Source organism: Flavobacterium sp. UMI-01 (assembly GCF_019656315.1).
Taxonomy (GTDB): Bacteria; Bacteroidota; Bacteroidia; order Flavobacteriales; family Flavobacteriaceae; genus Flavobacterium.
On sequence record NZ_BPLU01000023.1, the window covers coordinates 16324 to 40434 of the forward strand.

The window sequence follows — 24111 nt, forward strand, 5'->3', positions numbered from 1 at the left end:
TATGATTTATCTCACTCAATTAATTTACATTGTAGAAGGTCAAGAAGAGGTTTTTCATCAATTTGAAGCCTTGGCCATTCCCATTATATCGCAATACAACGGAAGACTTACCTTGAGAATTCGGCCGGAACCAAACTCGATTATCGAGCAAAACATAGCTAGTCCGTATGAAATCCATTTGGTTGAATTTGATAGCCAAGAAGATTTTGACAATTTCAAGAAAGACAAAACGAGACAACAGTTTTTACATTTAAAAGAACAATCCATTCGGTCCACTATTTTAATTCAGGGAAAAGCGCTCTAAAAGTATTTATAAGTGAAAGCACCGTTGTTTTCAGTATATTTTTCTTAAATTTAGTTTTGAAACCCAATCAAAACGATGCCTTATGAAAACCGACTTATTTCAAGCCCCTGATTACTATAAATTGGATGATTTATTGACTGAGGAACACAAATTAGTGCGGGATTCGGCACGTGCTTGGGTCAAAAAAACGGTTTCACCCATTATCGAAGATTATGCGCAACGGGCTAAATTCCCAAAAGAAATTCTACCAGGTTTGGCTGAAATTGGAGGTTTTGGACCTTATATCCCTACCGAATATGGCGGTGCGGGTTTAGACCAAATTTCGTATGGACTCATCATGCAAGAAATTGAACGAGGCGATTCAGGAATTCGTTCTACCGCATCAGTACAATCTTCATTAGTCATGTATCCCATTTGGAAGTACGGGAACGAAGCACAACGCACAAAATATTTACCTAAACTCGCTACGGGTGAACTCATGGGCTGTTTTGGATTAACAGAACCCAATCACGGCTCTGACCCTGGCAGTATGATCACGCATTTTGAAGACAAAGGAGATTATTTTCTTTTAAATGGTGCCAAAATGTGGATTTCTAATGCTCCATTTGCCGACATTGCCATCGTTTGGGCCAAAGACGCATCGGCCCGCATTCACGGACTGATTGTAGAACGGGGTATGGAAGGCTTTTCTACACCCGAAACCCATAACAAATGGTCTTTACGAGCTTCTTCAACTGGTGAATTGATTTTTGATAATGTCAAGGTTCCTAAAGAAAATATTTTGCCTAACAAATCTGGATTAGGAGCTCCCTTAGGCTGTTTGGATTCGGCTCGATATGGCATCGCTTGGGGAGCCATTGGTGCCGCCATGGACTGCTACGATACCGCTTTGCGTTATGCCAAAGAGCGCATTCAGTTTGACAAACCCATCGCTGGAATGCAACTCCAACAAAAAAAACTTGCCGAAATGATTACTGAAATCACCAAAGCCCAACTCCTTACTTGGCGCTTGGGTGTATTACGCAACGAAGGCAAAGCCACTACCGCTCAAATTTCTATGGCCAAACGCAACAATGTCAACATGGCTATCGAAATTGCTCGAGAAGCGCGACAAATTTTAGGCGGAATGGGAATCACTGGCGAATATTCTATCATGCGCCACATGATGAACCTCGAATCGGTAATCACTTATGAAGGTACACACGACATCCATTTGCTGATTACTGGAATGGATATTACAGGAATTTCAGCTTTTAAATGATTTTTAGCATACGCAAACGAAGTTTTTCATACGTTTAACCGAAAGTTTGAAAGCACTCGTCGATTTTGTTCGTTCACAAAACCAAATATTCTTTAAATTCGTAAATACTTAAACATAGAAGCTTCTAGAACAAATATTAAAGTATTGATAAAATCAACAGAATGCTTCTAAGTAAGTGGTAGCTTTTTTATATTTACACCAAATTTATTCCCCATGAACATTGCACATATCAACAACAGTATTGAGAGCCAAAAAAATACTCTTTTACAACATTCTCTCTATGGTAAAGTAAAAACCATCGAAGATTTACAAGCTTTTCTTGAAGGGCATGTATATGCTGTTTGGGATTTTATGTCCTTATTAAAAGCGTTACAATCCAAGTTGACATGTACAACAACACCGTGGTTCCCTACCACCAATCCACAAACACGTTATTTGATTAACGAAATTGTACTTGCTGAAGAAACAGACATCTCTCTAGATGGTCGTCGTCAAAGTCACTACGAAATGTATATTGAAGCCATGCAAGATTGTGGGGCACGCACGGCAGACATTGAAGAATTTTTAAAAGCCATTAATTCGCTTAAAAACATTTTTGTCGCAATCAAAACGAGTCATTTGCACCCCGGAATCAAAGCATTTTTAGACTTTACGTTTACTGTAATCGAGCACGGGAAACCTCATGAAATTGCAGCAGCCTTTACATTTGGTAGAGAAGACTTAATTCCAAGTATGTTTACTTCTATCATAAAAAAATTTCAGGAAAACTTACCCGAAATAGATTTAAGTAAGCTAATTTATTATTTCGAAAGACATATTGAATTAGATGCTGATGAACACGGCCCCATGGCTATGGAAATGATTACCGAATTATGTGAAAATGATGCTTTAAAGTGGAAAGAAGTTGAAGAAGTATCGCTACTTGCCTTAGAAAAACGCATCGGATTATGGAATGCAATTGAAGAACAAATTACTGAAAGAGTCTCTTTAGTTTAAAGAACATTTCATTTTATTTTAGTCATAAAAAAAGCCTCCATTGTCGCAATGGAGGCTTATAACTTTTAGTATCAAGCGATTAACTTTCGGGAGCTAATTCTAATTCTAATCCTTCTAATTCAGGAGTAATTGGAATTTGACACCCCAAACGACTATTGGATTTCACATAAAATGCTTCTGAAAGCATTGCTTCTTCATCCTCCCCCATTTCTGGTAAAGCAACATCATTGATAACATAACATTGACATGAAGCACACATTGCCATTCCTCCACAAGTTCCTTCTACAGGCAATTCATACGCTTTACACAATTCCATGATATTCATGGCCATATCAGTAGGAGCTTGTAATTCATGTATTACTCCTTCTCTGTCTTTAATTTTAATTAATACATCCATTTTTTTAGGGTATAGAGTTTTTTTAGAGGAACATCAAACGGCATTTTTCAGTTAAAAATCTAAAAAATTACTTTTCTAATTATTCTGAAACATACAATCTGACGGTAATTTATGTAAACAAAGCCAAAAAAAATGCTTTATCGTAGTCCATTACACCTCATCATCATTATGCTACATTGACAACGGTTTCTATTTGTGGGGCAAACTTTTTTATGGTGGTTTCAACACCAGCCTTCAAAGTCATTTGGTTCACACTACAACTGGTACATGCTCCTTCTAATCGAACCTTTACGTGTTTGTCATCCTCGATTCCTACAAGAGTAATATCACCACCATCCGATTTCAAAAAAGGACGAATTTCGTCTAGCGCCAATAACACATTATTAGTTAATTCTTCTGTTGTCATAATTTTTGGTTTTAAAAATTGATTCTAAATGAATCTAATTTTAGCTTATTTTTTTACTGCTGAACAACCCGCCATTGTTGTTATTTTAATAGCTTCTGAAGCAGGTAAATTTTCATTTCTTCTAATGGTTTCTTCGACTACTTTTTTAGTGATATTTTCAAAAACACTTTCGATTACTGAACCTGTTTGCATCGCTGCTGGACGCCCATAATCTCCTGCCTCACGAATCGATTGTACGATAGGCACTTCTCCTAAGAAAGGGACTTGTAAATCTTCAGCTAAGTTTTTAGCTCCTTCTTGACCAAAGATGTAATATTTGTTGTTAGGCAATTCCTCAGGAGTGAAATAAGCCATATTTTCTATAATTCCCAAAACAGGTACATTAATTGCTTCAGATGCAAACATCGAAACTCCTTTTTTCGCATCAGCCAAAGCAACTGCTTGAGGTGTACTCACTACAACAGCTCCTGTTACGGGTAAGGATTGCATAATAGAAAGATGAATATCCCCTGTTCCTGGAGGCAAATCGATTAACATAAAATCCAATTCTCCCCAATCTGCATCAAAAATCATTTGGTTTAAGGCTTTTGAAGCCATTGGTCCTCTCCAAATTACCGCTTGACTAGGCGAAGTAAAAAATCCGATAGACAACATTTTTACCTCATAACTTTCGATAGGTTTCATTTTTGATTTCCCATCTACTTGAACAGAAATAGGTTTTTCGTTCTCTACATCAAACATGATAGGCATTGATGGCCCATAAATATCTGCATCCAAAACTCCAACTGAAAATCCCATTTTGGCTAAAGATACAGCCAGGTTTGCTGTTACCGTTGATTTCCCTACACCACCTTTTCCAGAAGCAACTGCAATAACGTTTTTTATTCCAGGAATCGCTTTACCTTTAATTTCGGCTTTTTCTGGAACTTGCACCTTACTATTGATTTTTATTTTGGCTTCAGCCGAAACTTTTTCTAAAATAGTTTTTTTAATATCGTCTTCTGCACGTTTTTTAATATGCATCGCTGGCGTGTTCAATACTAATTCTACTACTACTTCATCTCCAAAAGTAAGCACATTTGCAATGGCTCCACTCTCCACCATATTCTTCCCTTCACCAGCTATAGTAATGGTCTCTAAGGCCTTTAGAATTTCTTTTCTATCTAATTTCATTTTTTACTCTTCTATTACAATTGGTTTTCAGCCAAAATTTTATCTTTATTTAAACTAAATTCAGACCCAACGTTTTGGGGAGCAAAGATAAGAGATTAAGTTCTTATTTTAAAGTATTTAAATCGGATTTATTGATCGTGAAATTTGTTATGATTATGAAGGTATTTTCGACATTCAAATAGCTATCAAAGAAGAAACACAACCGCTTTTATTTACCGCATAAAAACCAAGATAAAATAGGATGTCTTTGAGAAAAAATGGAATATTACTCTGCTGAAACCTCTGGCTCCCAAAAATGTTTTTCGAAATCTACGATTTGATTACCGACCACTTTAACCCCTTCACTTTCTAGTAATTGCTGCATCAAATTAGTACCTTCAAAATGGTGCTTTCCTGTTAGCAATCCTTTTCTATTTACTACACGATGTGCAGGAACATCTTCTAAATTATGAGAAGCATTCATCGCCCAACCTACCATTCTCGCCGATCTACTTGCTCCCAATGCTTTGGCAATTGCGCCATAAGAAGTAACCCGCCCAAAAGGAATTTGTCTGGCCACAGCATACACTCGTTCGAAGAAATTTAGTTCCCTATCTTTCATAATTCATTTCTTAAAAATACCCTTGCTTTAAGATTACACCTGTTTAATTTGCTTATTATAATCTTGCGGAACCATTCCTAGAATTTCTTTAAAACTAGTAAAAAAAGGATTATAAGATGAAAAGCCTACTTCTCTCGCCAAAGAATCTAGTGTGTTCGATTTGAGATAATCAACTTCAATTAAATGAATAGAATCATAAATCCTAACTGTTTTCTTAAAGTCAATAAAAGTCATTTTAGAATGATATTTAAAAAGATAGGTGAGGTGGCTCTTAGGGACCCCCATCTTAGATGCTAAATCACCTATTGAGACCGAAGAATTTCGGAACCATTTTTGTTGAAAAGCTAAATTTTCAATTTCACTTATATAAGCAGACAAATGCTCATTTACTTTATCGCTCAATTTTAAATCCTGAATATTAGTGATTTGAATGTCGTTTTTATAAATCCAAAAATCACCAAAAACAAAGTCAGATTTTCTCCGCTCATTAATTTTGTCTTCCAACAAATGATAACCAAACAATATCTCAGGTGTAATCAAAACTTTAAAAAATAGCACACAGGAAAAAATAGCTGTAATCCACAAATAGTTGCTGCCATAGGACTGACTGTCCGAAAATAAATCCAGTAAAAGACACACAAACAGCCGTATAACTGACAAAACACAAATTATGAAAATAAGAAGTGTCCAGTTTTTGAGCAGCTTTTTTTGCTTCTCAACAATATTAAACTTATTTCCAAGAGTCCAAACTCCATTTTTCAATTCTAAATACGATAAATACACATAAAACAGTGCCATTAATATGAAAAAAAAATGAAAAAAATAACTTAAATAAACAGACTTATTTATAATTAATAAATGAGTGAATCCCATAAGAATGGGCAATACAAAATGTTTAAAGTCACCAAATTCAAATTTCTTCTGATTAGATGTTAACTTTTTAAAATACAAATAAACACAAGGAAATACAGCTACAAGAAATGGTGAATAAAATAAAAACTCGGCTTTAACAGCATAAAGAATGCTTAATTCATTTAATCCTGCAATAAAAAAACGAATGGAAAGGATTAAAAAAAGAAGCAATAAATAAACATTCGCTATTCTATTAGTTCTGTACTGTGTTGCAACAATTGACAAGGTCACAACTCCCAACAAACCTGCCACGAAATACAAAAAAAGAAGAAGCATACTTTTAAACATTTTCTTATACAATTATCGGGAAAAGTATAAAAATAGACTGTTTGCAACCAATTATGAAAGCATTACTTTGTACGGTTAAAATAATCGACAAAATGCACTATTTATAATTTTTAACAAAATATTGGCTTCATTTTTAAGAATTAGAAAATCAAATTTATTTACTAAAACATTAAAAATACTTATCAAATACGTAAAAACATCAGACCAAATACGATTACATCTATTAATGTATGAATACATTGAATACTATTGTAAAAATATTAACAAGATGCGGTACCTATTTTTACTTTTTTACTCCAGTTTTTATGGCCAATATTTACACCATCAAATGCTTTCTTCGCAAGGTAGCACGACCACATTAACCGATGGTATGATTATTTGCCAAACCATCGGTCAACAAACGGTATCTGGAACTTCTAAAAAAGGGCCTATCGTACTCCAAGGATTTCAACAGTATAATTGGTCAAAATTAATAGCAGGTTCATCCAGTACTAACAACATCACGGTAAAAGCATTTCCAAATCCCTTTATTAAAAACGTCTCTTTCCAATTTTCAACCTCTATTGAGGAGGAAATTTCAATAACTATTTTTGACATTTCGGGTCATTTGATTTTTGAAAAAAAGAAAAAACCAATTGATAAAATTATACAGCTTGACCTTGAGTCTCTTCCTGGTGCAATATTCCTTATCCGACTGAGCAACTCCGAACTTAATTTTTACGCTAAAATCATTAAAACCTTATGATAAAAAAACTACTTATTTTCACTCTATTCCTTGTATTTAACACTATCAACTCCCAAGAAATCTATTTGTACACGGGGAAAAATTTCACCAATTACCATTACAAAGATGCTAATGGGAATTCCAATGGAATAATTACCAAAACAAACAAAAGCCACTTTGAGGGAGGCAGTCATTATGAAGCTGGTTACATCCACCACTTTAAAAACAATAATTTGTCTTATATCGCTGGAATAACGCTGAATGAATTTAATGCTACATACTTTTTATCGAATTCAACCGAAGTATATTCATGGAAAACAAAATACATCGGAATTCAAAATCTAGCTTCGTTTAGCTTCTTTAACAAGCGAAGTAATTTTAATACAAGTATCAAAGCCGGCATCAACCTTTCAACAATACTGACTGGTGAACAATATGCTAACGGAAACTATTTTGATCTTTCTAAAAATGAAGACTTTAAAGGTATATTATTCCAATCTATTGTTGGTTTAAATGCAAATTATAAAATCTCAAATTCAGCTTCATTATCCATAGGCTACAACCTTTCCACAGTTGTAAAAACCTCTAAAACGTCAAAAGAAAGTTTATACTTTACCAACAGTCAGTTACAATTTGGCATTCACTTCCCATTTCCCTCAAATCAAAATTAATTATGAAAAAAAGTATTTTCCTTTTAGTCTTTTTGATATCCACAATTGCATTTGCTCAAACAAATGGGATTAGCTATCAAGCATTAATTTTAAATCCGAATTCAAAACAAATACCAGGGGTTAATTCAACCAATGTACCTTTAGCCAATCAAACCATTTGTTTGCGTTTCGAAATAAAAGATTCATTTCAACAATTGGAATACCAAGAAACCATTAGTACTGTTACAGATGAATTTGGAATGGTCAATTTAATCATCGGAAATGGAAGTCAAACAGGAGGAAGTGCAGCTAATTTCAGAAGTATTGTTTGGGATACTTTTATAAAAACCTTGACTGTAGGTTTAAATACAAACGGCTCATGCAACTCTTTTATCGAAATTAGCAATCAAGAGTTTTCTTATATTCCTTTTGCATATACTGCAAAAAATGCTGAAAATGTAACAGGAATCATCAACATAGGTAATGGAGGGACTGGAGCTAACACTCTCAGTGGAGCTCGAACCAATTTAGGTATTAATAACATAGACAACACCTCCGATTCTAACAAGCCTATTTCAACTGCCACTCAAACAGCCTTAAACGTCAAAGAAGATTTGGCGAACAAATCAACTGATGTTACCACTGACGGAAATTCAGATACCAAATATCCAAGTGTAAAATCAGTTAAAACCTATGTAGATGCATCGGCAACTATAAGCTCGACGGCTTTAGCAAACGAGATTACTCGAGCAACTACTGCGGAAAATACAATTGCTACTAATTTAGCTACGGATACAACGAATCGCATCAATGCAGAGGCAACTTTGACAACCAATTTGGCTGCTGAGGTGACGCGTGCTACGAATGCTGAAAACACAATTGCTACCAATTTAGCCACGGAAATAACCAACAGAACCAATGCAGATGCACTCAAAGAAGATTTGGCGAACAAATCAACTGATGTAACCGCTGACGGAAATTCAGATACCAAATACCCAAGTGTAAAATCAGTTAAAACCTATGTGGATGCATCGGCAACTTCAGGTTCAACGGCTTTAGCAAACGAGATTAGTCGAGCAACTACTGCGGAAAATACAATTGCTACTAATTTAGCTACGGAAACAACGAATCGCATCAATGCAGAGGCAACTTTGACAACCAATTTGGCTGCTGAGGTGACGCGTGCTACGAATGTTGAAAACACAATTGCTACCAATTTAGCCACGGAAATAACCAACAGAACCAATGCAGATGCACTCAAAGAAGATTTGGCGAACAAATCAACTGATGTAACCACTGACGGAAATTCAGACACCAAATACCCAAGTGTAAAGTCAGTTAAAACCTATGTAGATGCATCGGCAACTATAAGCTCGACGGCTTTAGCAAACGAGATTACTCGAGCAACCAATGCTGAAAACACCATTGCTACCAATTTAGCCACAGAAAAAACCAACAGAACTAATGCGGATGCACTCAAAGAAGATTTGGCGAACAAATCTACTGATGTAACCGCTGATGGAAATTCAGATACCAAATACCCAAGTGTAAAATCGGTTAAAACTTATGTAGATGCTTCGGCAACGACAGGGGCAACGGCTTTAGCAAACGAGATTAGTCGAGCAACTACTGCGGAAAACACGATTGCTACGAACTTAGCTACGGAAACAACGAATCGCATCAATGCAGAGGCAACTTTGACAACCAATTTGGCTTCTGAGGTGACGCGTGCTACGAATGCTGAAAATACAATCGCTACGAACTTAGCTACGGAAACAACCAACAGAACCAATGCAGATGCACTCAAAGAAGATTTGGTGAACAAATCTACTGATGTAACCACTGACGGAAATTCAGATACCAAATACCCAAGTGTAAAATCAGTTAAAACCTATGTGGATGCTTCGGCAACTTCAGGTTCAACGGCTTTGGCAAATGAAGTTACTCGCGCTACTACAGCAGAAAACACCATTGCTACGAACTTAGCCACAGAAACAACGAATCGCACCAATGCAGAGGCAACTTTGACAACCAATTTGGCTTCTGAAGTTACTCGTGCAACCAATGCTGAAAATACAATCGCTACGAACTTAGCAACGGAAATAACCAACAGAACCAATGCGGATGCACTCAAAGAAGATTTGGCAAACAAATCTACTGATGTAACTACTGATGGAAATTCAGATACCAAATACCCAACTGTAAAATCGGTTAAAACTTATGTGGATGCTTCGGCAACTTCAGGTTCAACGGCTTTAGCAAACGAGATTTCTCGAGCAACCAATGCTGAAAACACCATTGCTACCAATTTAGCCACGGAAACAACGAATCGCACCAATACGGATGCAACTTTGACAACCAATTTGGCTTCTGAAGTTACGCGTGCAACTACTGCTGAAAATACAATTGCTACCAATTTAGCCACGGAAACAACCAACAGAACCAATGCAGATGCACTCAAAGAAGATTTGGCAAACAAATCAACTGATGTAACCACTGACGGAAATTCAGATACCAAATACCCAAGTGTAAAATCGGTTAAAACCTATGTGGATGCTTCGGCAACTACAAGCTCAACGGCTTTAGCAAACGAGATTACTCGAGCAACTACTGCGGAAAACACCATTGCTACGAACTTAGCTACAGAAACAACGAATCGCACCAATGCGGATGCACTCAAAGAAGATTTGGCGAACAAATCAACTGATGTAACTACTGACGGAAATTCAGATTCCAAATACCCAAGTGTAAAGTCAGTTAAAACCTATGTGGATGCTTCGGCAACAACAAGCTCAACGGCTTTAGCAAACGAGATTACTCGAGCAACTACTGCGGAAAACACCATTGCTACCAATTTAGCCACAGAAACAACGAATCGCACCAATGCAGAGGCAACTTTGACAACCAATTTGGCTTCTGAAGTTACGCGTGCTACCAATGCTGAAAATACAATCGCTACCAATTTAGCAACGGAAATAACCAACAGAACTAATGCGGATGCGTTGAAAGCGAATATAGATTCCCCTACGCTTACTGGAACTCCAATTGCACCTACAGCTACAGCAGGCACAAACACCACCCAAATTGCCACTACAGAATTTGTTACCGATGCAATCAACACAGCAAATACTCCTGACGCAACTACAACTATCAAAGGAAAAATACAATTAACTGGAGACTTAACTGGCACAGCCACTTCTCCTTCGATAGCTAATGGAGTAGTTACCTCAAGCAAAATAGCAGATGGCACCATTGTAAATGCTGATATTGCCCCAGCGGCAGCGATTAGCTTCTCTAAAGTAAACATTTCAAAATCTGACATTGTAGGCTTAGGAATTCCAAGTGAAGACACTGATACAACCTATTCCGCTGGAAACGGATTAATACTAAATAACACGGTGTTTTCAATCGATTCTAATGTTGTAACAAATAATTATTCTGGTGGAATTGTTGCCAATTCTTTTACCAAATCAGGTGGAACATCTTCCCAATTCCTAATGGCTGATGGAAGCACTAAAACTGGAATTTCGCCTGTAATAGAAGTTGATGACGAATTTACCGCAATAAATTCCCAAACTGCATTTGAGCTAACACAAGTTCCTTCAACAAACAGTAGGGTTAAAATGTATATTAATGGCATCCGCATTAGTAAAAGCGCCTATACTATTTCTGGAAGAAACCTAACTTATGCTCCTACAAACAATGGCAATTACGCACTAGTGGCAGATGACAGAATACAGTTTGAATACTATACAGAATCTATATTACTACCCGATTAATTACTACAAATAATCTAGTAATATATTTTGCATTAACAATACCTAAGCAATTAGACGATTATTTAATTAATCTTAACGCTTTTAAAAATAGAATTTAATCAAATGAGAAAAAACTTTTCAATACTGTGTTTGCTGTTCACTCTGTGGACAATTGCTCAGGGTAATTATACCGTAACGAGTTTGAGCGATGACGGCAGTGCGGGAACTTTACGATGGGCCATTGCTAACACTACGGCCAGCACCATTGATTTTGACTCAGGTTTAACAGGTACTATAACACTAACTTCCCATTTACCCAACATTACCCGAAATATCACTATTACTGGAAACGGAATAGACAACTTAACTCTATCGGGAGCAGGACAATACAGAATGTTTCAAGTTTCAGGTGGCGCCGTATTGAATATTTCTAATATTACTTTTACAAATAACTGTTATTACAATGGTTCCATTTTTAGGGCTGACAACAATAATTCTTCTGTAGTCGCTACATCAATAAAAGCCAGTGGAAACTTTAATAATTTTGCTTTTTACACCAACAACCCTTCAACAATTACAATATCAAACTCAATAATCAGTAATAATAGCGGGACGATGTTTGGAAGTGATTATGGCTCTACACCCACAATTACCTCCGATGTCGAAACCGACTATACCAATCGAATAACAGTCACTGGTACTACCTTTTCCAATAATTCTGGCATTATATTTAGCGTAGAAAGGTATGTAAAAATTGACAATTGCATCTTTAATGCTAATACAAATCAGATAGGAAATTTCAGAGGTGTTAATCGATTTCAAGTTCTAAATTCCACATTCACTAATAATACAGGCTGGTCACTTTTTGGCTTTTATTCTTGGATTTCCTATAGTGATTGGAGTGGTAATTTAGCGACTTTGGGTACAAACCATCATCTATTTGACGGAAATACTTTTTCAGGCAACACAGGTACCGTAATTAGTACTGGAAGTCCAAATGAACAAAGTAAAACAACTATTTCGAATAACATTTTTACCAATAATGGAAATGGCTGGACGGGTACCCCTGCAGTTGTAACAGCTAATACTCAAGAAAATTTTATTTCATCTGTTACTCATTCCTCGGTTAATAGCACAATTACTGTGGTTATGAATAGGCCTGTTTTTAATTCCAATACTGGTAGTGGCGACTTAGAAGCAAACGATTTCCAGTTTTCTTTGAGTGGTGGCAATGCCACTTTAGTATCTTCAACACCTACAAGTATTGCTATTAATGGCAATACCTATGTTCTAGGAATAAATCTTTCTGGCGATATCTATGGTACAGAAACCCTTAGGGTTAACCCTATTAGTAATTCTATTTTTGATTCAAATTCTAACATTGCTAGTAGCACTCAAAAAAACAATACTACCACCCTAACAATCTTAGATAGCGATAATGATGGAGTTGCTAACTATAGAGATCAATGCCCTACTACACTTCCTGGAGTTGTTGTAGAACCTACAACTGGATGTGACGATGTAACCCCTCCAAATAGTCCTGTTGACTTTACGTCCGTCAATAGAGCCTACAAAATAATTTTAAATTGGACTCCAAACACTGATGATACCGTAGGCTATATGATTTATAGCGGAACAAATCCAACTACCTTAAATCTCATTACTACACTAAACTCTATACATTATGCGAGCTATGAAGATACTAACTTACCCGCAAACACCACTTTTTACTATAAAATAGTTGCCTTCGATTTGGCTGGTAATCAAAGTGCTACCAGTACCATCATTTCGGGTGTTGCTTCAGAGCCCACCATTTGGGATGGACCAATAATTACCTTTACCAAAACGGCTGGAACCGACTGGACATTACCCGCCAATCAAGATTATTTAACAGATAATGTAATTATTACAAGAGGTAACAATCAAGGGCTCTTTAATATTGCGAAAGAAAGTGTTTACTATTCTACATCTCCAACAGATACTGAATGGGCATTGGGTACCACTGATAATTTTAGTTCACTTAATTTCACCAACTGGTCTAATGCAGTATGGGGGTGTCCTCCCTGTTCTATAGGAAACGATTATGTTTTACACCTTATCACAGATGATGTTTATATCAACATAAAAATTTTGTCTTGGGGTGTCGGTGGAGGAGCCAGTAATAGCGGTTTTAGTTATCAAAGAAGCACTCCCAAACCAAAGCCCACTTTAACCCATTTTGACCCAATATCAAAAAAATACCATGATAGCCCTTTTAATCTAATAACTCCTACTAGTGATAGTACAGGATTATTCACCTTTGAAAGTAGCAACCCAACAGTGGCAACAATTAGCGGAAACACTGTGACGATTACAGGAATAGGAACAACCCTCATTACAGCTACACAAGGTGCTGATAGCACTTTTTCTACTAATACAATTTCAACAACTTTAACTGTAGAAGGTGTTAGAGTACTAACAAAAAACGGTGCTTTTTCTGAAACTGACCGCAACTACATCGACAAAAATGGAAGACTTGGGGGTGAAATAGGTTTGTCCAAAAACGGCCAAATTAAAACAACAATATCATCATCTTTTACTCAAAAATCAGTAGCTTTTGAAACTTATTTTGATCTAGAATTAGGTGTGAGCTGTACCTCTTGCGAAATGAACGCTCCATCAAATTATGATTTAAAATTTGCAGCTGGTGCACCTTCTATTCGTTCAAGAATGTGGTGGAATGAACAATATTCAAATATGGCTATGGTCTATGATAAGACTTTTGATGCTCTTAGTTCGGCCGACATACATAATTACTACTATTGTGATTATGTTGGTGATGGAAATTTAGCTTGTACTAATGTTGACACTCCTCCAATAAATTTTGTTGGCATTTATCAGACAAACGAAGGTAATTATTACGCTGTTCAATATCTTAGTGAAGATGAAGGCACTAACACTGTAACTTTTAAATACAAAAAATTAAATTAAGCCCAGTAATAATCAACAATATTAATAAGTGTAACTATTGCAATCAACCCAGTTATACTTCCAATAATGAGATTCATGTTCTTCAATAGCGAATTTGCCTTGGATTCCATTCTTTGAAAAAAAGCGATATAGCAGTAAAATACCAAAGTAGAGCCTAATACCGCACCACTGACAAAAGTAAAAATAGAACCATTCATAAAGGAAAAAAGCTGATAGGATGCTAAAGTAATACTAACAAACACATAGTACGGTATTGGAAAAAAATTAAGCCCAGAAAGCAACATCCCCAAAAAGAAACGTTTCTTCTTGCTTTTCTTACCAATTTTAGCTTTTTTTATTTTGGGCTTCTTGGCTATGAATAAAAAATAAATGGTAACCAAGGTAAAAAGCACAAAACCCATTTCTCGCAAGAGCAAAATGATATCAGGACGTGCATTGATAACACGAGCAAAAAAAATTGCCAAATAAACTTGAAAAAAAATAATCGTAATTGCTCCTAATACAAACCAATACGCATTTTTTTTTCCTTCTTTAAGATTCACCTTAGCCGCAGTCATATTGATTAATCCTGGAGGAATAATCCCTACAACTGCTGAGACGAACCCAAAAAATAAAGGAATAATAAAATTCATTTGGTTTTATTCTTCGTTATAAAATCACAAAACCTTTTTTATTAGTCCTTGATTTTGAATCTAATATACGTAATTGCTTTGTTAATTTCCAAATATTGTTTTTCGTAAAAGGTCTGAAAAGCAGTTACTTCCTCAGGACTTCCTTCATTTACATACACATTGTGATTCGCATACAAAACTTCGTGGCCCTCTCCGTGTAGCAATCCAAGGGTGTAACCATGCATGAACTCACTATCAGTTTTCAAGTTTACAACACCGTCTTTTTTGAGGATTTTTTTATACAATTTCAAAAATTCCGAATTGGTCATACGGTGCTTCGTTCTTTTGTATTTAATTTGTGGATCTGGAAACGTAATCCAAATTTCGTCCACCTCATTTTCGGCAAAAATATGATTGATTAATTCAATTTGTGTGCGTACAAAAGCCACATTTAGCAAGCCAGTTTCCACCGCTGTTTTGGCACCACGCCAAAAACGAGCTCCTTTGATATCAATTCCGATAAAGTTTTTATTGGGGTATTTCTCGGCTAAGCCTACAGAGTATTCTCCTTTTCCACAGCCCAACTCTAATACAACTGGGTTGTCATTTTTAAAAAAGTCCGTATTCCATTTTCCTCGCAACGGAAATAAATCCCCCACGACTTCTTCTCTGGTAGGTTGGAACACGTTATTGAAGGTTTCGTTTTCTTTGAATCTTTTTAATTTATTTTTACTCCCCACGATTTTTTTAACTTTTTTACTTCGTACAATTAGACCTAAAGGTTTCGGACGGCAAAATTAAGGAAAATATAAGATGAAGCAGGCGCCTATGACATATTTATTTTCAATGACTTGCTATCCAGAATAATTCAAGGATTACCAAAAAAACACTCCGTATCCATCTAAAGCTATTAGAATTGTTGATCGAAATGGGTTTTATCCAAACGCTTTCATCGAAGATTATATTTATTAAATGACAGTTGAATGAAATTGTAGCAATTACTCAACAACTGTATCGTTCTCAAAATTTTGAAGTTATTTAACTATTCCGTACACTCAATAGGAAACAGCGTTTCATCGTGTTGCGAAATATCTAAACCTATGACTTCTGACTCATGAGAAACACGCATTGGGATAATCCAATTAGTCAATTTAAATAACAAAAAGGCACCAAAAAAAGTAAAGATTGAAACCAAAACCAATGCTGTCATGTGATGTGCAAACACGCCCCAACCTCCGTGCAACAAGCTCGCATCTTCACCATGAGCAAAGATGGCAGTCAAAATCATTCCCATAATTCCACCTACACCATGGCAAGCAAAAACATCCAAAGTATCATCTACTTTTTTCAACAAATTACAGTGTACTAAATAATTAGAAACCAAAGCGGTAATGAACCCAAAAAACATACTCTCAGGGACAGAAACGTAACCCGCAGCTGGGGTAATGGAAACTAAGCCCACTACAGCCCCGATACAGGCTCCTAAAGCCGACACTTTACGGCCATTCAAACGGTCAAAGAAAATCCATGTCAACATCGCCGCAGCTGAAGCAGTTGTAGTTGTACCAAAAGCCATTGCAGCTACCCCATTGGCCTCTAAAGATGAACCCGCATTGAAACCAATCCATCCAAACCACAACATCCCAGTTCCTAATAATACGAAAGGAATATTCGTAGGCACATGATTGCTGTTATTTCTTTTACCCAAAACCATAACACCTGCCAAGGCAGCAAAACCAGCACTCATGTGAACCACTGTTCCACCTGCAAAATCTTTTACTCCAAAAAATGATCCAATAATCCCTGTTGGGTACCAAACAGCATGGCACAAAGGCGCGTAAATAAAAATGGTAAACAAGCAAATAAATAGCAAATACGAGATAAAACGCACACGTTCTGCAAATGAACCTGTAATAATTGCTGGCGCAATAACAGCAAATTTCATTTGAAATAAAGCAAACAACATAAAGGGTACTGTCGCTGCGATTTCTTTATGAGGCAATACCCCAACATAATCCATAAAAGCAAAAGAAGTAGGGTCTCCAACAAAACTAAAAAAACCATCTCCAATACGCACACCTATAGGTTCGCCAAAAGCCAAGCTAAAACCCACTACTACCCATATCAGTGTAACCACTCCCATACAAATAAAACTTTGTAACATAGTCGAAATAACGTTTTTCTTTCCTACCATGCCCCCATAAAAAAAGGAAAGCCCAGGTGTCATAATTAATACCAAACAACAAGAAGTAAGCATCCAAGCCACATCAGCTGCTACAATCTGGTCTAGATTACCAAATTGTCCTAAAACTGCATTCGAACTAGAAACTGCAGGCCAAAACAATCCTGCTATACAAACCAAACTAATTATTGTAAAGGAAATTATCCAACGTCTTTCAATTTTCATAATATATTTTTTTACCCCATTAATTTCAGGGGGCAAATTTAAAAATAATTTATTTTTTATCAATCTTAGGGTTAAATTTTGACCACAAACCGCTTTTTAACATCAATTCCTCAATACAACACCCATTTTAATGACGTAGCATTATATAAAAAACAAACATTTTGTTATTTTTTTAAGAATCTAATTTTATCTAAAGTAATGATTTCTTTTCAAAATTAAGATGGAGTTGCCACAAAATCACCTTATTCTCGACCTGAAGCAATCAGGGTACAATTTTTGTTATGCTTAAAATACCGCTAACTATTCTGAAATAAGCGCTATTATTTATCGCTTTTTTTGGTGTATTTTTACAAAGGTTTATCATTATACACACCCATATATGAGAAAGTTTCCCTTATTTCTTTTCCTCCCTTTAACCTTCTTTTTTCTTTTTATACTTTCATGTAAAAAATTAAACGATAAAGCAGGTGTTACTCCTCTCGAAAAATCAACCGAAGATGCCACAAGGGTATTTGATAGTACCGCGATAAGTATATTTTTCAAAAAACATCCTTTACTCGATAAATACCAAGAGGAAGTAACAAAACTATACCGAAAACACCATTTCCATTTTATTTGGTATGATAAAAATGGTGTGAACGAATTTGGTAGCCTACTTCACAATAAAATCATTAACATTGAAGAAGAAGGCGTTCTTACCAGCATTCCGTACAGACAAAAATTAGACTCCATATACGAAAGTCCGTCTAACGGCTTACAACCTAATACCACTACCGAATTACTCAATACCTCCATGTATTTTTATTATGTTGACAAAGTATTTCAAGGACTCGATACGGAAAGCACGAACCAAATGGAATGGTTCTTACCGCGTGAAAAACAATCCTACAGTAGCTATCTTGACTCTCTGCTTGTTAAACCTTCCTTATTAAAAAACAACGAAAAAGGCTTATTCTACCAGTATTACTTATTAAAAAAGGTATTAAAAACCTATCGCCAAATTGAAAAAAAAGGAGGATGGGAACCTATTCAAATGGATTCCGCTGTGAAGTCATTAAATGTAGGTGACAGCTCTCAAACCATTGCCCAACTAAGAACCCGTCTTCACCTGACTGGAGAATTAAAATCCGATTCGAAAAGCGCCATTTATGATGAAGAATTAGCCAAAGCAGTATTGAAATTTAAAAAATCCAATCGCAATGCAGCTAGTACCATCATCCTGCCCTCACATTTGGAAGTTTTAAACATTCCTGTGTCAGAGCGAATCAAAACCCTAGTAGTAAACATGGAACGTTGCCGCTGGATCGCCAAAGACATTACCAAAGCCAAAGAACTCATAGCAGTGAACATTCCTTCATACGAATTAACTTATTTCAAAGACGGAAAACCTACTTTTCGTTCCAATGTGGTCGTAGGAAAAACAGTCAACAAAACAGTTATCTTTAGTGCTCCAATGCGCTATATCGTCTTTAGCCCTTATTGGAATGTCCCTAATAGCATCATAAAAAACGAAATTCTCCCTGCTATAAAAAAGGATCCAAATTATCTGGCTAAAAATAACATGGAATGGAACGATGGGAAAGTCCGTCAAAAACCTGGACCTAAAAATTCATTAGGCCTCATTAAATTTTTATTTCCTAACTCCAATGCAATTTATTTACATGACACCCCTTCTAAGCATTTATTCAGTCGTCGTGACCGCGCATTTAGCCACGGTTGTATTCGTATTGAAAAACCCAAAGAGCTAGCCGAAGTACTCTTACAAGACGACCCCAACTGGACACCAGAAAAAATAGAAGAAGCCATGCATAAAGGGACTGAATCGTGGTACACACTCAAAAACAAAATCCCTGTCTATATCGGTTATTTTACTGCATGGGTAGATGTTAACGGAGACCTTCATTTTTATGATGATGTTTATCAAAGAGATGAACCACTTGCCGCCTTATTATTCAAAGAATAAAGAGAATAACAACGCCCTTTATAAAACAAAAAAAGCAGTCTAAAATATTACTTTTTGACTGCTTTTTCTCGAATTTATAATTGACCTATTATATATTAATGTACTTTTTGTTTTTCAAAAGCCGTACTTAACGCTTTCTTAATTTTATCTGAGGCTAGAAAAAATGCTTTTTCTATCGTGTCAGCATGAGCAGTAACTGCAATTGGCTGAAGTTTTGCTGGACGAGCTTCAATCATGCATCGTTTATCATCTACTCCAAATTTTGAACTGTTTTCATCACCTAGATGCACTTCAAAACGAGTAACTTTATCTTGAAAACGAACTAAATTTTTTTCCAATTCTGCTGAAAAATAAGTTTCTAACCTATCGTGTCCTTCTATATTTTTGTCGGTATTAAATTGTATTTTCATATTGTTTTTATTTTTTTGATATATCTCAAATTTAGCATTCTTTATTTACAAAAAACAAAGCTTTAGTAAAACATTATGAAATTATTTTTTAAAACACCAACTCTTGTTTTAAATTACAGATAGTTATTAATGGCAACCCCAATGATTCTAAATTTAAATCTACATTCCTGTACGAATTGCTTCTACAGGATCCAATCTTGATGCTGTGATGGCAGGTATAATACCCGCAATCAACCCAATTATAGCCGCCAAAAAAGTACCCAAAAACACATTTCCATAACTCAAAACAAATTCAAAATCAGCAAGATTAGTCGCTACAATCGAAGTAATAAATACAAAGAGTAATCCGATAGCCCCACCTATAACAGACAGTATCACCGATTCAAATAAAAATTGGAACAAAATAAATCGGTTTTTGGCGCCCAAAGATTTTTGGATTCCAATCAAATGAGTTCGCTCTTTGACTGAAACAAACATAATATTAGCAATACCAAATCCACCCACGAGCAATGAAAAACCACTAACAATCCAGCCTACAACATTCATTTGCCCTATAATTTCATCAATAAAATTGGTAAAACCCGAGAAAACATTAATAAAAAAATCATCTATCTGACCATCCTTAAGTCCTCTAAAATTTCGTAATTTTTGAGTTATTTCGGCTTTATATGCTTCCATATCAACACCATTGGCTGGTTTTAAAATAACAACAGGCGTCATCCTATTGTTATTATCGCCATACATACGACGCAAAAAATTAACAGGTAAAAAAACAGAGGTATCGTTGCTATTTCCAAACAACCCCACTCCTTGTTTTTTTAAAAGTCCAATTACTGTGAACCGTTGCCCGTACAACCGTACATTTTCGCCAATAGGATCTTGTGTCCCAAACAAGCTTTTAGCAATTTCATCTCCAATTACCACAACCGCTTTCCCCGAATTGGATTCGGATTCATTGTAAAAACGTCCTTTTTCAAATTCCAAACCTTGAATTTGTACAAATTCACCCGAAACAGGCACCACATTGACTTCGCTTACCGTTTTGTCTTCGTATTTTATAGTTTCTTGACTAACGAATAACTGATAGCCCACAGCATCTGTCTGTGTCAAATTGTTTTTTAAGTACACGTACTCCTCGTATTTTACATTGGGGAATTGTTGTCGTTTCCATTGTGGGATTTCGGAAGGAGCAAACGAAAACCGCATCAAATAAATGGTGTTTTTATCCAAATTACTTAAATCTTTGGTGATTTTTCGGTCTAAAGAATCCACCGCGGCAAGTACTGCGATTATCGAAAAAATCCCGATAGTCACTCCTAATAACGACAATAAAGTCCGTAATTTATTATTAGTCAAGGCATGTAAGGCAAACGCAAAACTTTCTTTTAGTAATCGGAAATACAAACGCATTTTGTCATTTTTTTTAGAATAGAGTAAAATTCCAACAATTATCTCCAAAAACCTAATAAAAACAGCAGACAACTGCTTTACAGCTTGTTTTTTGGATACAAATAGACAAAATACTAACAATTTCCTTATTAATCTCTTTTTCAAATAGCTTAATTTTCAGTTTAAAAAACTATTTTTGCACTTTCAAATTATAACACAAGATGAACACAACAAAAACAATTCAATCTGCATTAATTTCAGTTTTTTCTAAAGAAGGTCTTGAGCCTATTGTAAGACAACTACACAGTCAAAATGTAACCCTTTATTCTACAGGCGGTACTGAAGACTTTATTAAAAATCTAGGAATTCCTGTTGTACCTGTTGAAGATGTTACTTCATACCCTTCTATTCTAGGAGGAAGAGTTAAAACATTACACCCTAAAGTGTTTGGAGGAATCTTAAACCGCCAAGACCATGAAGGTGACATTCAACAAATGGAAGAATACAACATCCCGCAAATTGATTTGGTCATTGTTGATTTGTATCCTTTTGAAAAAACAGTAGCTTCAGGTGCAAGTGAAGCAGATATCATCGAAAAAATTGATATTGGTGGTATTTCATTAATTCGTGCAGCTGCCAAAAACTTCAAAGACACTGTAATTGTTGCCTCTGTTGACGATTATAGCCTATTCTTAGACATGATTACGACACAAAATGGCGCTACAACACTTGAAGACAGAAAATTATTAGCCGCTAAAGCTTTTCACGTTTCTTCACACTATGACGGTGCTATTTTTAACTATTTCAATACCGACGAAACGATTTACAAACAAAGTATTGCTAACGGTCAAGTATTGCGTTACGGCGAAAACCCTCATCAAAAAGGATTTTTCTTTGGCGACTTTGAAGCTATGTTCACCAAATTACACGGAAAAGAGTTGTCTTACAACAATTTATTAGACGTTGATGCTGCCGTGAATTTGATTAGCGAATTCAAAAACGACGGTCCTACGTTTGCAATTTTAAAACACAACAACGCTTGTGGACTTGCTACAAGAAATACTATTGAAGAAGCTTATCTTGCTGCTTTAGCATGTGACCCAACTTCAGCCTTTGGAGGAGTTTTAATTTCAAACAAAACCATTGACGTGGCAACTGCTACTGAAATAAACAAACTATTCTGCGAAGTGGTAATTGCACCTTTATACGATTACGAAGCTTTGGCTATATTACAAGAAAAGAAAAATAGAATTATTTTAGTTCAAAACGAAGTTGAATTACCTCAACGTCAAGTAAGAACTTGCTTGAATGGATTATTAATTCAAGACAGAAATAACATTACAGACAATAAAGCCGACTTAAAGACCGTTACTATTACCAGTCCTACGGAACAAGAAATTGAAGATTTAATTTTTGCTTCTAAAATTTGTAAAAACACTAAATCAAACACAATCGTTTTTGCAAAAAACGGAACTTTAATTTCGTCAGGTACAGGTCAAACTTCAAGAGTGGATGCTTTACAACAAGCCGTTGAAAAAGCAAAACATTTTGGATTTGATTTAACTGGTGCTTCAATGGCAAGTGACGCTTTTTTTCCATTCCCTGACTGTGTAGCACTTGCTAAAGAAGCAGGAATTACAGCCGTTATTCAGCCTGGAGGGTCTATAAAAGACGAGTTAAGCATCAACTATTGCAACGAGAACAATATAGCAATGGTATTTACTGGCACTCGTCATTTCAAACATTAATTTGTTTAACTTTGTGCGCAATTATATTTATAACTTTTAACCCAAAATAATTTATGGGATTTTTTGATTTCATGACTGAGGATATCGCGATAGACCTTGGTACCGCTAATACCTTAATTATTCACAACGACAAGGTTGTTATTGACAGTCCTTCGATAGTTGCCAGAGATAGAATTTCAGGAAAAATAATCGCTGTTGGTAAAGAAGCCAATTTGATGCAAGGTAAAACGCATGAAAACATTAAAACAATTCGACCTTTAAAAGACGGGGTAATTGCTGATTTTGATGCTTCTGAAAAAATGATCAGTATGTTTATCAAAAGCATACCTGCATTAAAGAAAAAAATGTTTACTCCAGCTTTACGAATGGTTGTATGTATTCCATCAGGAATCACCGAAGTAGAGATGAGAGCGGTAAAAGAATCTTGTGAACGAGTAAACGGTAAGGAAGTCTATTTGATTCATGAGCCAATGGCAGCTGCAATTGGTATCGGGATTGACATCATGCAACCTAAAGGAAATATGATTGTGGACATTGGTGGTGGAACAACTGAAATCGCTGTCATTGCGTTAGGCGGAATTGTATGTGATAAATCGGTTAAAATTGCGGGAGACGTTTTCACAAACGACATCGTTTACTACATGCGTACACAACACAACTTATTTGTTGGAGAAAGTACTGCTGAAAAAATCAAAATCCAAATAGGAGCTGCTATCGAAGATTTAGAAACTCCTCCAGAAGACATGTCGGTTCAAGGTAGAGATTTGTTAACTGGTAAGCCCAAACAAGTAGAAGTGTCTTATAGAGAAATAGCTAAAGCACTAGACAAATCTATCCAGCGTATTGAAGATGCTGTTATGGAAACCTTATCTCAAACTCCTCCTGAATTAGCTGCTGATATTTACAATACAGGAATCTACTTAGCAGGTGGAGGTTCGATGTTAAGAGGCCTAGACAAACGCATCTCTCAAAAAACCGACTTACCTGTTTATATCGCCGAAGATCCGTTGAGAGCCGTAGTTCGTGGTACTGGAATGGCGTTAAAAAACATTGGCAAATTTAAAAGTATCTTAATCAAATAAGATTTTCTTATAGGTATCTGAATTTTTTTCAACTTACTGTAGTTATCAAAAATTCAGATAC

Annotated in this window: 20 protein-coding genes; 10 read left to right on the forward strand and 10 right to left on the reverse strand. The window is 35.9% G+C overall.

The window, feature by feature from the left end; all coding sequences use genetic code 11:
• Position 1 precedes the first annotated feature (1 nt).
• The 3 genes from K5R64_RS09195 (at position 2) to K5R64_RS09205 (ending at position 2561) form a co-directional block, all read left to right on the forward strand.
• Positions 2-304 carry a hypothetical protein gene (locus tag K5R64_RS09195; protein WP_220762880.1) on the forward strand — a complete coding sequence of 101 codons (303 nt, stop codon included), beginning with the start codon at positions 2-4 and terminating at the stop codon, positions 302-304.
• An 82-nt stretch (positions 305-386) separates the two neighbouring features.
• The gene (locus tag K5R64_RS09200; RefSeq protein ID WP_220762882.1) at positions 387-1565 is read left to right on the forward strand and encodes an acyl-CoA dehydrogenase family protein; all 1179 of its coding nucleotides are present in this window, start codon (positions 387-389) and stop codon (positions 1563-1565) included.
• Between the two features lie 213 nt (positions 1566-1778).
• The gene (locus K5R64_RS09205) at positions 1779-2561 is read left to right on the forward strand and encodes a DUF3050 domain-containing protein (protein WP_220762884.1); all 783 of its coding nucleotides are present in this window, start codon (positions 1779-1781) and stop codon (positions 2559-2561) included.
• Positions 2562-2640: 79 nt separating this feature from the next.
• On the opposite strand, the gene K5R64_RS09210 is transcribed toward K5R64_RS09205, so the two are convergent.
• From K5R64_RS09210 to K5R64_RS09230, 5 genes are all read right to left on the reverse strand, one after another.
• Positions 2641-2958 (reverse strand): 2Fe-2S iron-sulfur cluster-binding protein, encoded by a 318-nt coding sequence (locus K5R64_RS09210; RefSeq protein WP_220762886.1) that lies wholly within the window; start codon positions 2956-2958, stop codon positions 2641-2643.
• 166 nt (positions 2959-3124) lie between these two features.
• Positions 3125-3364 (reverse strand): NifU family protein, encoded by a 240-nt coding sequence (locus K5R64_RS09215; protein ID WP_220762888.1) that lies wholly within the window; start codon positions 3362-3364, stop codon positions 3125-3127.
• A 45-nt stretch (positions 3365-3409) separates the two neighbouring features.
• Positions 3410-4537 (reverse strand): Mrp/NBP35 family ATP-binding protein, encoded by a 1128-nt coding sequence (locus tag K5R64_RS09220; RefSeq protein WP_220762890.1) that lies wholly within the window; start codon positions 4535-4537, stop codon positions 3410-3412.
• Between the two features lie 265 nt (positions 4538-4802).
• Positions 4803-5138: an MGMT family protein gene (locus K5R64_RS09225; RefSeq protein WP_220762892.1), complete on the reverse strand. Its 336-nt coding sequence runs from the start codon at positions 5136-5138 to the stop codon at positions 4803-4805.
• A gap of 33 nt (positions 5139-5171) precedes the next feature.
• Positions 5172-6326, reverse strand: coding sequence for an AraC family transcriptional regulator (locus tag K5R64_RS09230; RefSeq protein WP_220762894.1), 1155 nt, complete (start codon positions 6324-6326; stop codon positions 5172-5174).
• A 280-nt stretch (positions 6327-6606) separates the two neighbouring features.
• On the opposite strand from K5R64_RS09230, the gene K5R64_RS09235 reads away from it, so the two are divergent.
• The 4 genes from K5R64_RS09235 to K5R64_RS09250 all read left to right on the forward strand — a co-directional run bounded on the left by K5R64_RS09235 (position 6607) and on the right by K5R64_RS09250 (position 14440).
• Complete coding sequence (locus K5R64_RS09235) at positions 6607-7083, forward strand: T9SS type A sorting domain-containing protein (RefSeq protein ID WP_220762896.1); 477 nt, start codon at positions 6607-6609, stop codon at positions 7081-7083.
• Entirely contained in the window at positions 7080-7733 is a 654-nt protein-coding gene (locus K5R64_RS09240; RefSeq protein ID WP_220762897.1) for a hypothetical protein, read from the forward strand. The genes K5R64_RS09235 and K5R64_RS09240 overlap by 4 nt, the downstream gene beginning before the upstream one ends.
• 2 nt (positions 7734-7735) lie before the next feature.
• A complete protein-coding gene (locus K5R64_RS09245; protein ID WP_220762899.1) occupies positions 7736-11491 on the forward strand; it encodes a hypothetical protein in 3756 nt (1251 codons plus the stop codon).
• Between the two features lie 102 nt (positions 11492-11593).
• Positions 11594-14440 carry a hypothetical protein gene (locus K5R64_RS09250; protein ID WP_220762901.1) on the forward strand — a complete coding sequence of 949 codons (2847 nt, stop codon included), beginning with the start codon at positions 11594-11596 and terminating at the stop codon, positions 14438-14440.
• Here the strand turns inward: K5R64_RS09250 and K5R64_RS09255 are convergent.
• The 3 genes from K5R64_RS09255 to K5R64_RS09265 form a co-directional block, all read right to left on the reverse strand.
• Entirely contained in the window at positions 14437-15072 is a 636-nt protein-coding gene (locus tag K5R64_RS09255; RefSeq protein ID WP_220762903.1) for a LysE family transporter, read from the reverse strand. The genes K5R64_RS09250 and K5R64_RS09255 overlap by 4 nt on opposite strands.
• 41 nt (positions 15073-15113) lie before the next feature.
• A complete protein-coding gene (trmB, locus tag K5R64_RS09260) occupies positions 15114-15791 on the reverse strand; it encodes a tRNA (guanosine(46)-N7)-methyltransferase TrmB (protein WP_220762905.1) in 678 nt (225 codons plus the stop codon).
• A 302-nt stretch (positions 15792-16093) separates the two neighbouring features.
• Complete coding sequence (locus K5R64_RS09265; protein ID WP_220762907.1) at positions 16094-17458, reverse strand: ammonium transporter; 1365 nt, start codon at positions 17456-17458, stop codon at positions 16094-16096.
• Between the two features lie 379 nt (positions 17459-17837).
• Between K5R64_RS09265 and K5R64_RS09270 the strand changes: the two genes are divergently transcribed.
• Positions 17838-19421: a murein L,D-transpeptidase gene (locus K5R64_RS09270; RefSeq protein WP_220762909.1), complete on the forward strand. Its 1584-nt coding sequence runs from the start codon at positions 17838-17840 to the stop codon at positions 19419-19421.
• Positions 19422-19516: 95 nt separating this feature from the next.
• On the opposite strand, the gene K5R64_RS09275 is transcribed toward K5R64_RS09270, so the two are convergent.
• The gene (locus K5R64_RS09275) at positions 19517-19831 is read right to left on the reverse strand and encodes an HPF/RaiA family ribosome-associated protein (protein WP_220762911.1); all 315 of its coding nucleotides are present in this window, start codon (positions 19829-19831) and stop codon (positions 19517-19519) included.
• A gap of 159 nt (positions 19832-19990) precedes the next feature.
• On the reverse strand, positions 19991-21241 hold the full coding sequence (locus K5R64_RS09280) for an ABC transporter permease (RefSeq protein ID WP_220762913.1): 1251 nt from the start codon (positions 21239-21241) through the stop codon (positions 19991-19993).
• Positions 21242-21441: 200 nt separating this feature from the next.
• Between K5R64_RS09280 and purH the strand changes: the two genes are divergently transcribed.
• A complete protein-coding gene (purH, locus tag K5R64_RS09285; RefSeq protein ID WP_220762915.1) occupies positions 21442-22968 on the forward strand; it encodes a bifunctional phosphoribosylaminoimidazolecarboxamide formyltransferase/IMP cyclohydrolase in 1527 nt (508 codons plus the stop codon).
• Between the two features lie 53 nt (positions 22969-23021).
• Complete coding sequence (locus tag K5R64_RS09290; RefSeq protein WP_220762917.1) at positions 23022-24050, forward strand: rod shape-determining protein; 1029 nt, start codon at positions 23022-23024, stop codon at positions 24048-24050.
• The last annotated feature ends 61 nt before the right edge of the window (positions 24051-24111 follow it).

Bases quoted from the DNA above. Each gene is read 5' to 3' on its own strand.
- K5R64_RS09205 (WP_220762884.1), top strand. From the start codon at position 1,779: ATGAACATTGCACATATCAACAACAGTATTGAGAGCCAAAAAAATACT.
- K5R64_RS09280 (WP_220762913.1), bottom strand. From the start codon at position 21,241: ATGCGTTTGTATTTCCGATTACTAAAAGAAAGTTTTGCGTTTGCCTTA.
- K5R64_RS09200 (WP_220762882.1), top strand. From the start codon at position 387: ATGAAAACCGACTTATTTCAAGCCCCTGATTACTATAAATTGGATGAT.
- K5R64_RS09220 (WP_220762890.1), bottom strand. From the start codon at position 4,537: ATGAAATTAGATAGAAAAGAAATTCTAAAGGCCTTAGAGACCATTACT.
- purH (WP_220762915.1), top strand. From the start codon at position 21,442: ATGAACACAACAAAAACAATTCAATCTGCATTAATTTCAGTTTTTTCT.
- K5R64_RS09235 (WP_220762896.1), top strand. From the start codon at position 6,607: ATGCGGTACCTATTTTTACTTTTTTACTCCAGTTTTTATGGCCAATAT.
- K5R64_RS09240 (WP_220762897.1), top strand. From the start codon at position 7,080: ATGATAAAAAAACTACTTATTTTCACTCTATTCCTTGTATTTAACACT.
- K5R64_RS09230 (WP_220762894.1), bottom strand. From the start codon at position 6,326: ATGCTTCTTCTTTTTTTGTATTTCGTGGCAGGTTTGTTGGGAGTTGTG.
- K5R64_RS09275 (WP_220762911.1), bottom strand. From the start codon at position 19,831: ATGAAAATACAATTTAATACCGACAAAAATATAGAAGGACACGATAGG.
- K5R64_RS09290 (WP_220762917.1), top strand. From the start codon at position 23,022: ATGGGATTTTTTGATTTCATGACTGAGGATATCGCGATAGACCTTGGT.
- K5R64_RS09255 (WP_220762903.1), bottom strand. From the start codon at position 15,072: ATGAATTTTATTATTCCTTTATTTTTTGGGTTCGTCTCAGCAGTTGTA.
- K5R64_RS09250 (WP_220762901.1), top strand. From the start codon at position 11,594: ATGAGAAAAAACTTTTCAATACTGTGTTTGCTGTTCACTCTGTGGACA.
- K5R64_RS09245 (WP_220762899.1), top strand. From the start codon at position 7,736: ATGAAAAAAAGTATTTTCCTTTTAGTCTTTTTGATATCCACAATTGCA.
- K5R64_RS09215 (WP_220762888.1), bottom strand. From the start codon at position 3,364: ATGACAACAGAAGAATTAACTAATAATGTGTTATTGGCGCTAGACGAA.
- K5R64_RS09210 (WP_220762886.1), bottom strand. From the start codon at position 2,958: ATGGATGTATTAATTAAAATTAAAGACAGAGAAGGAGTAATACATGAA.
- K5R64_RS09265 (WP_220762907.1), bottom strand. From the start codon at position 17,458: ATGAAAATTGAAAGACGTTGGATAATTTCCTTTACAATAATTAGTTTG.
- K5R64_RS09225 (WP_220762892.1), bottom strand. From the start codon at position 5,138: ATGAAAGATAGGGAACTAAATTTCTTCGAACGAGTGTATGCTGTGGCC.
- K5R64_RS09195 (WP_220762880.1), top strand. From the start codon at position 2: ATGATTTATCTCACTCAATTAATTTACATTGTAGAAGGTCAAGAAGAG.
- K5R64_RS09270 (WP_220762909.1), top strand. From the start codon at position 17,838: ATGAGAAAGTTTCCCTTATTTCTTTTCCTCCCTTTAACCTTCTTTTTT.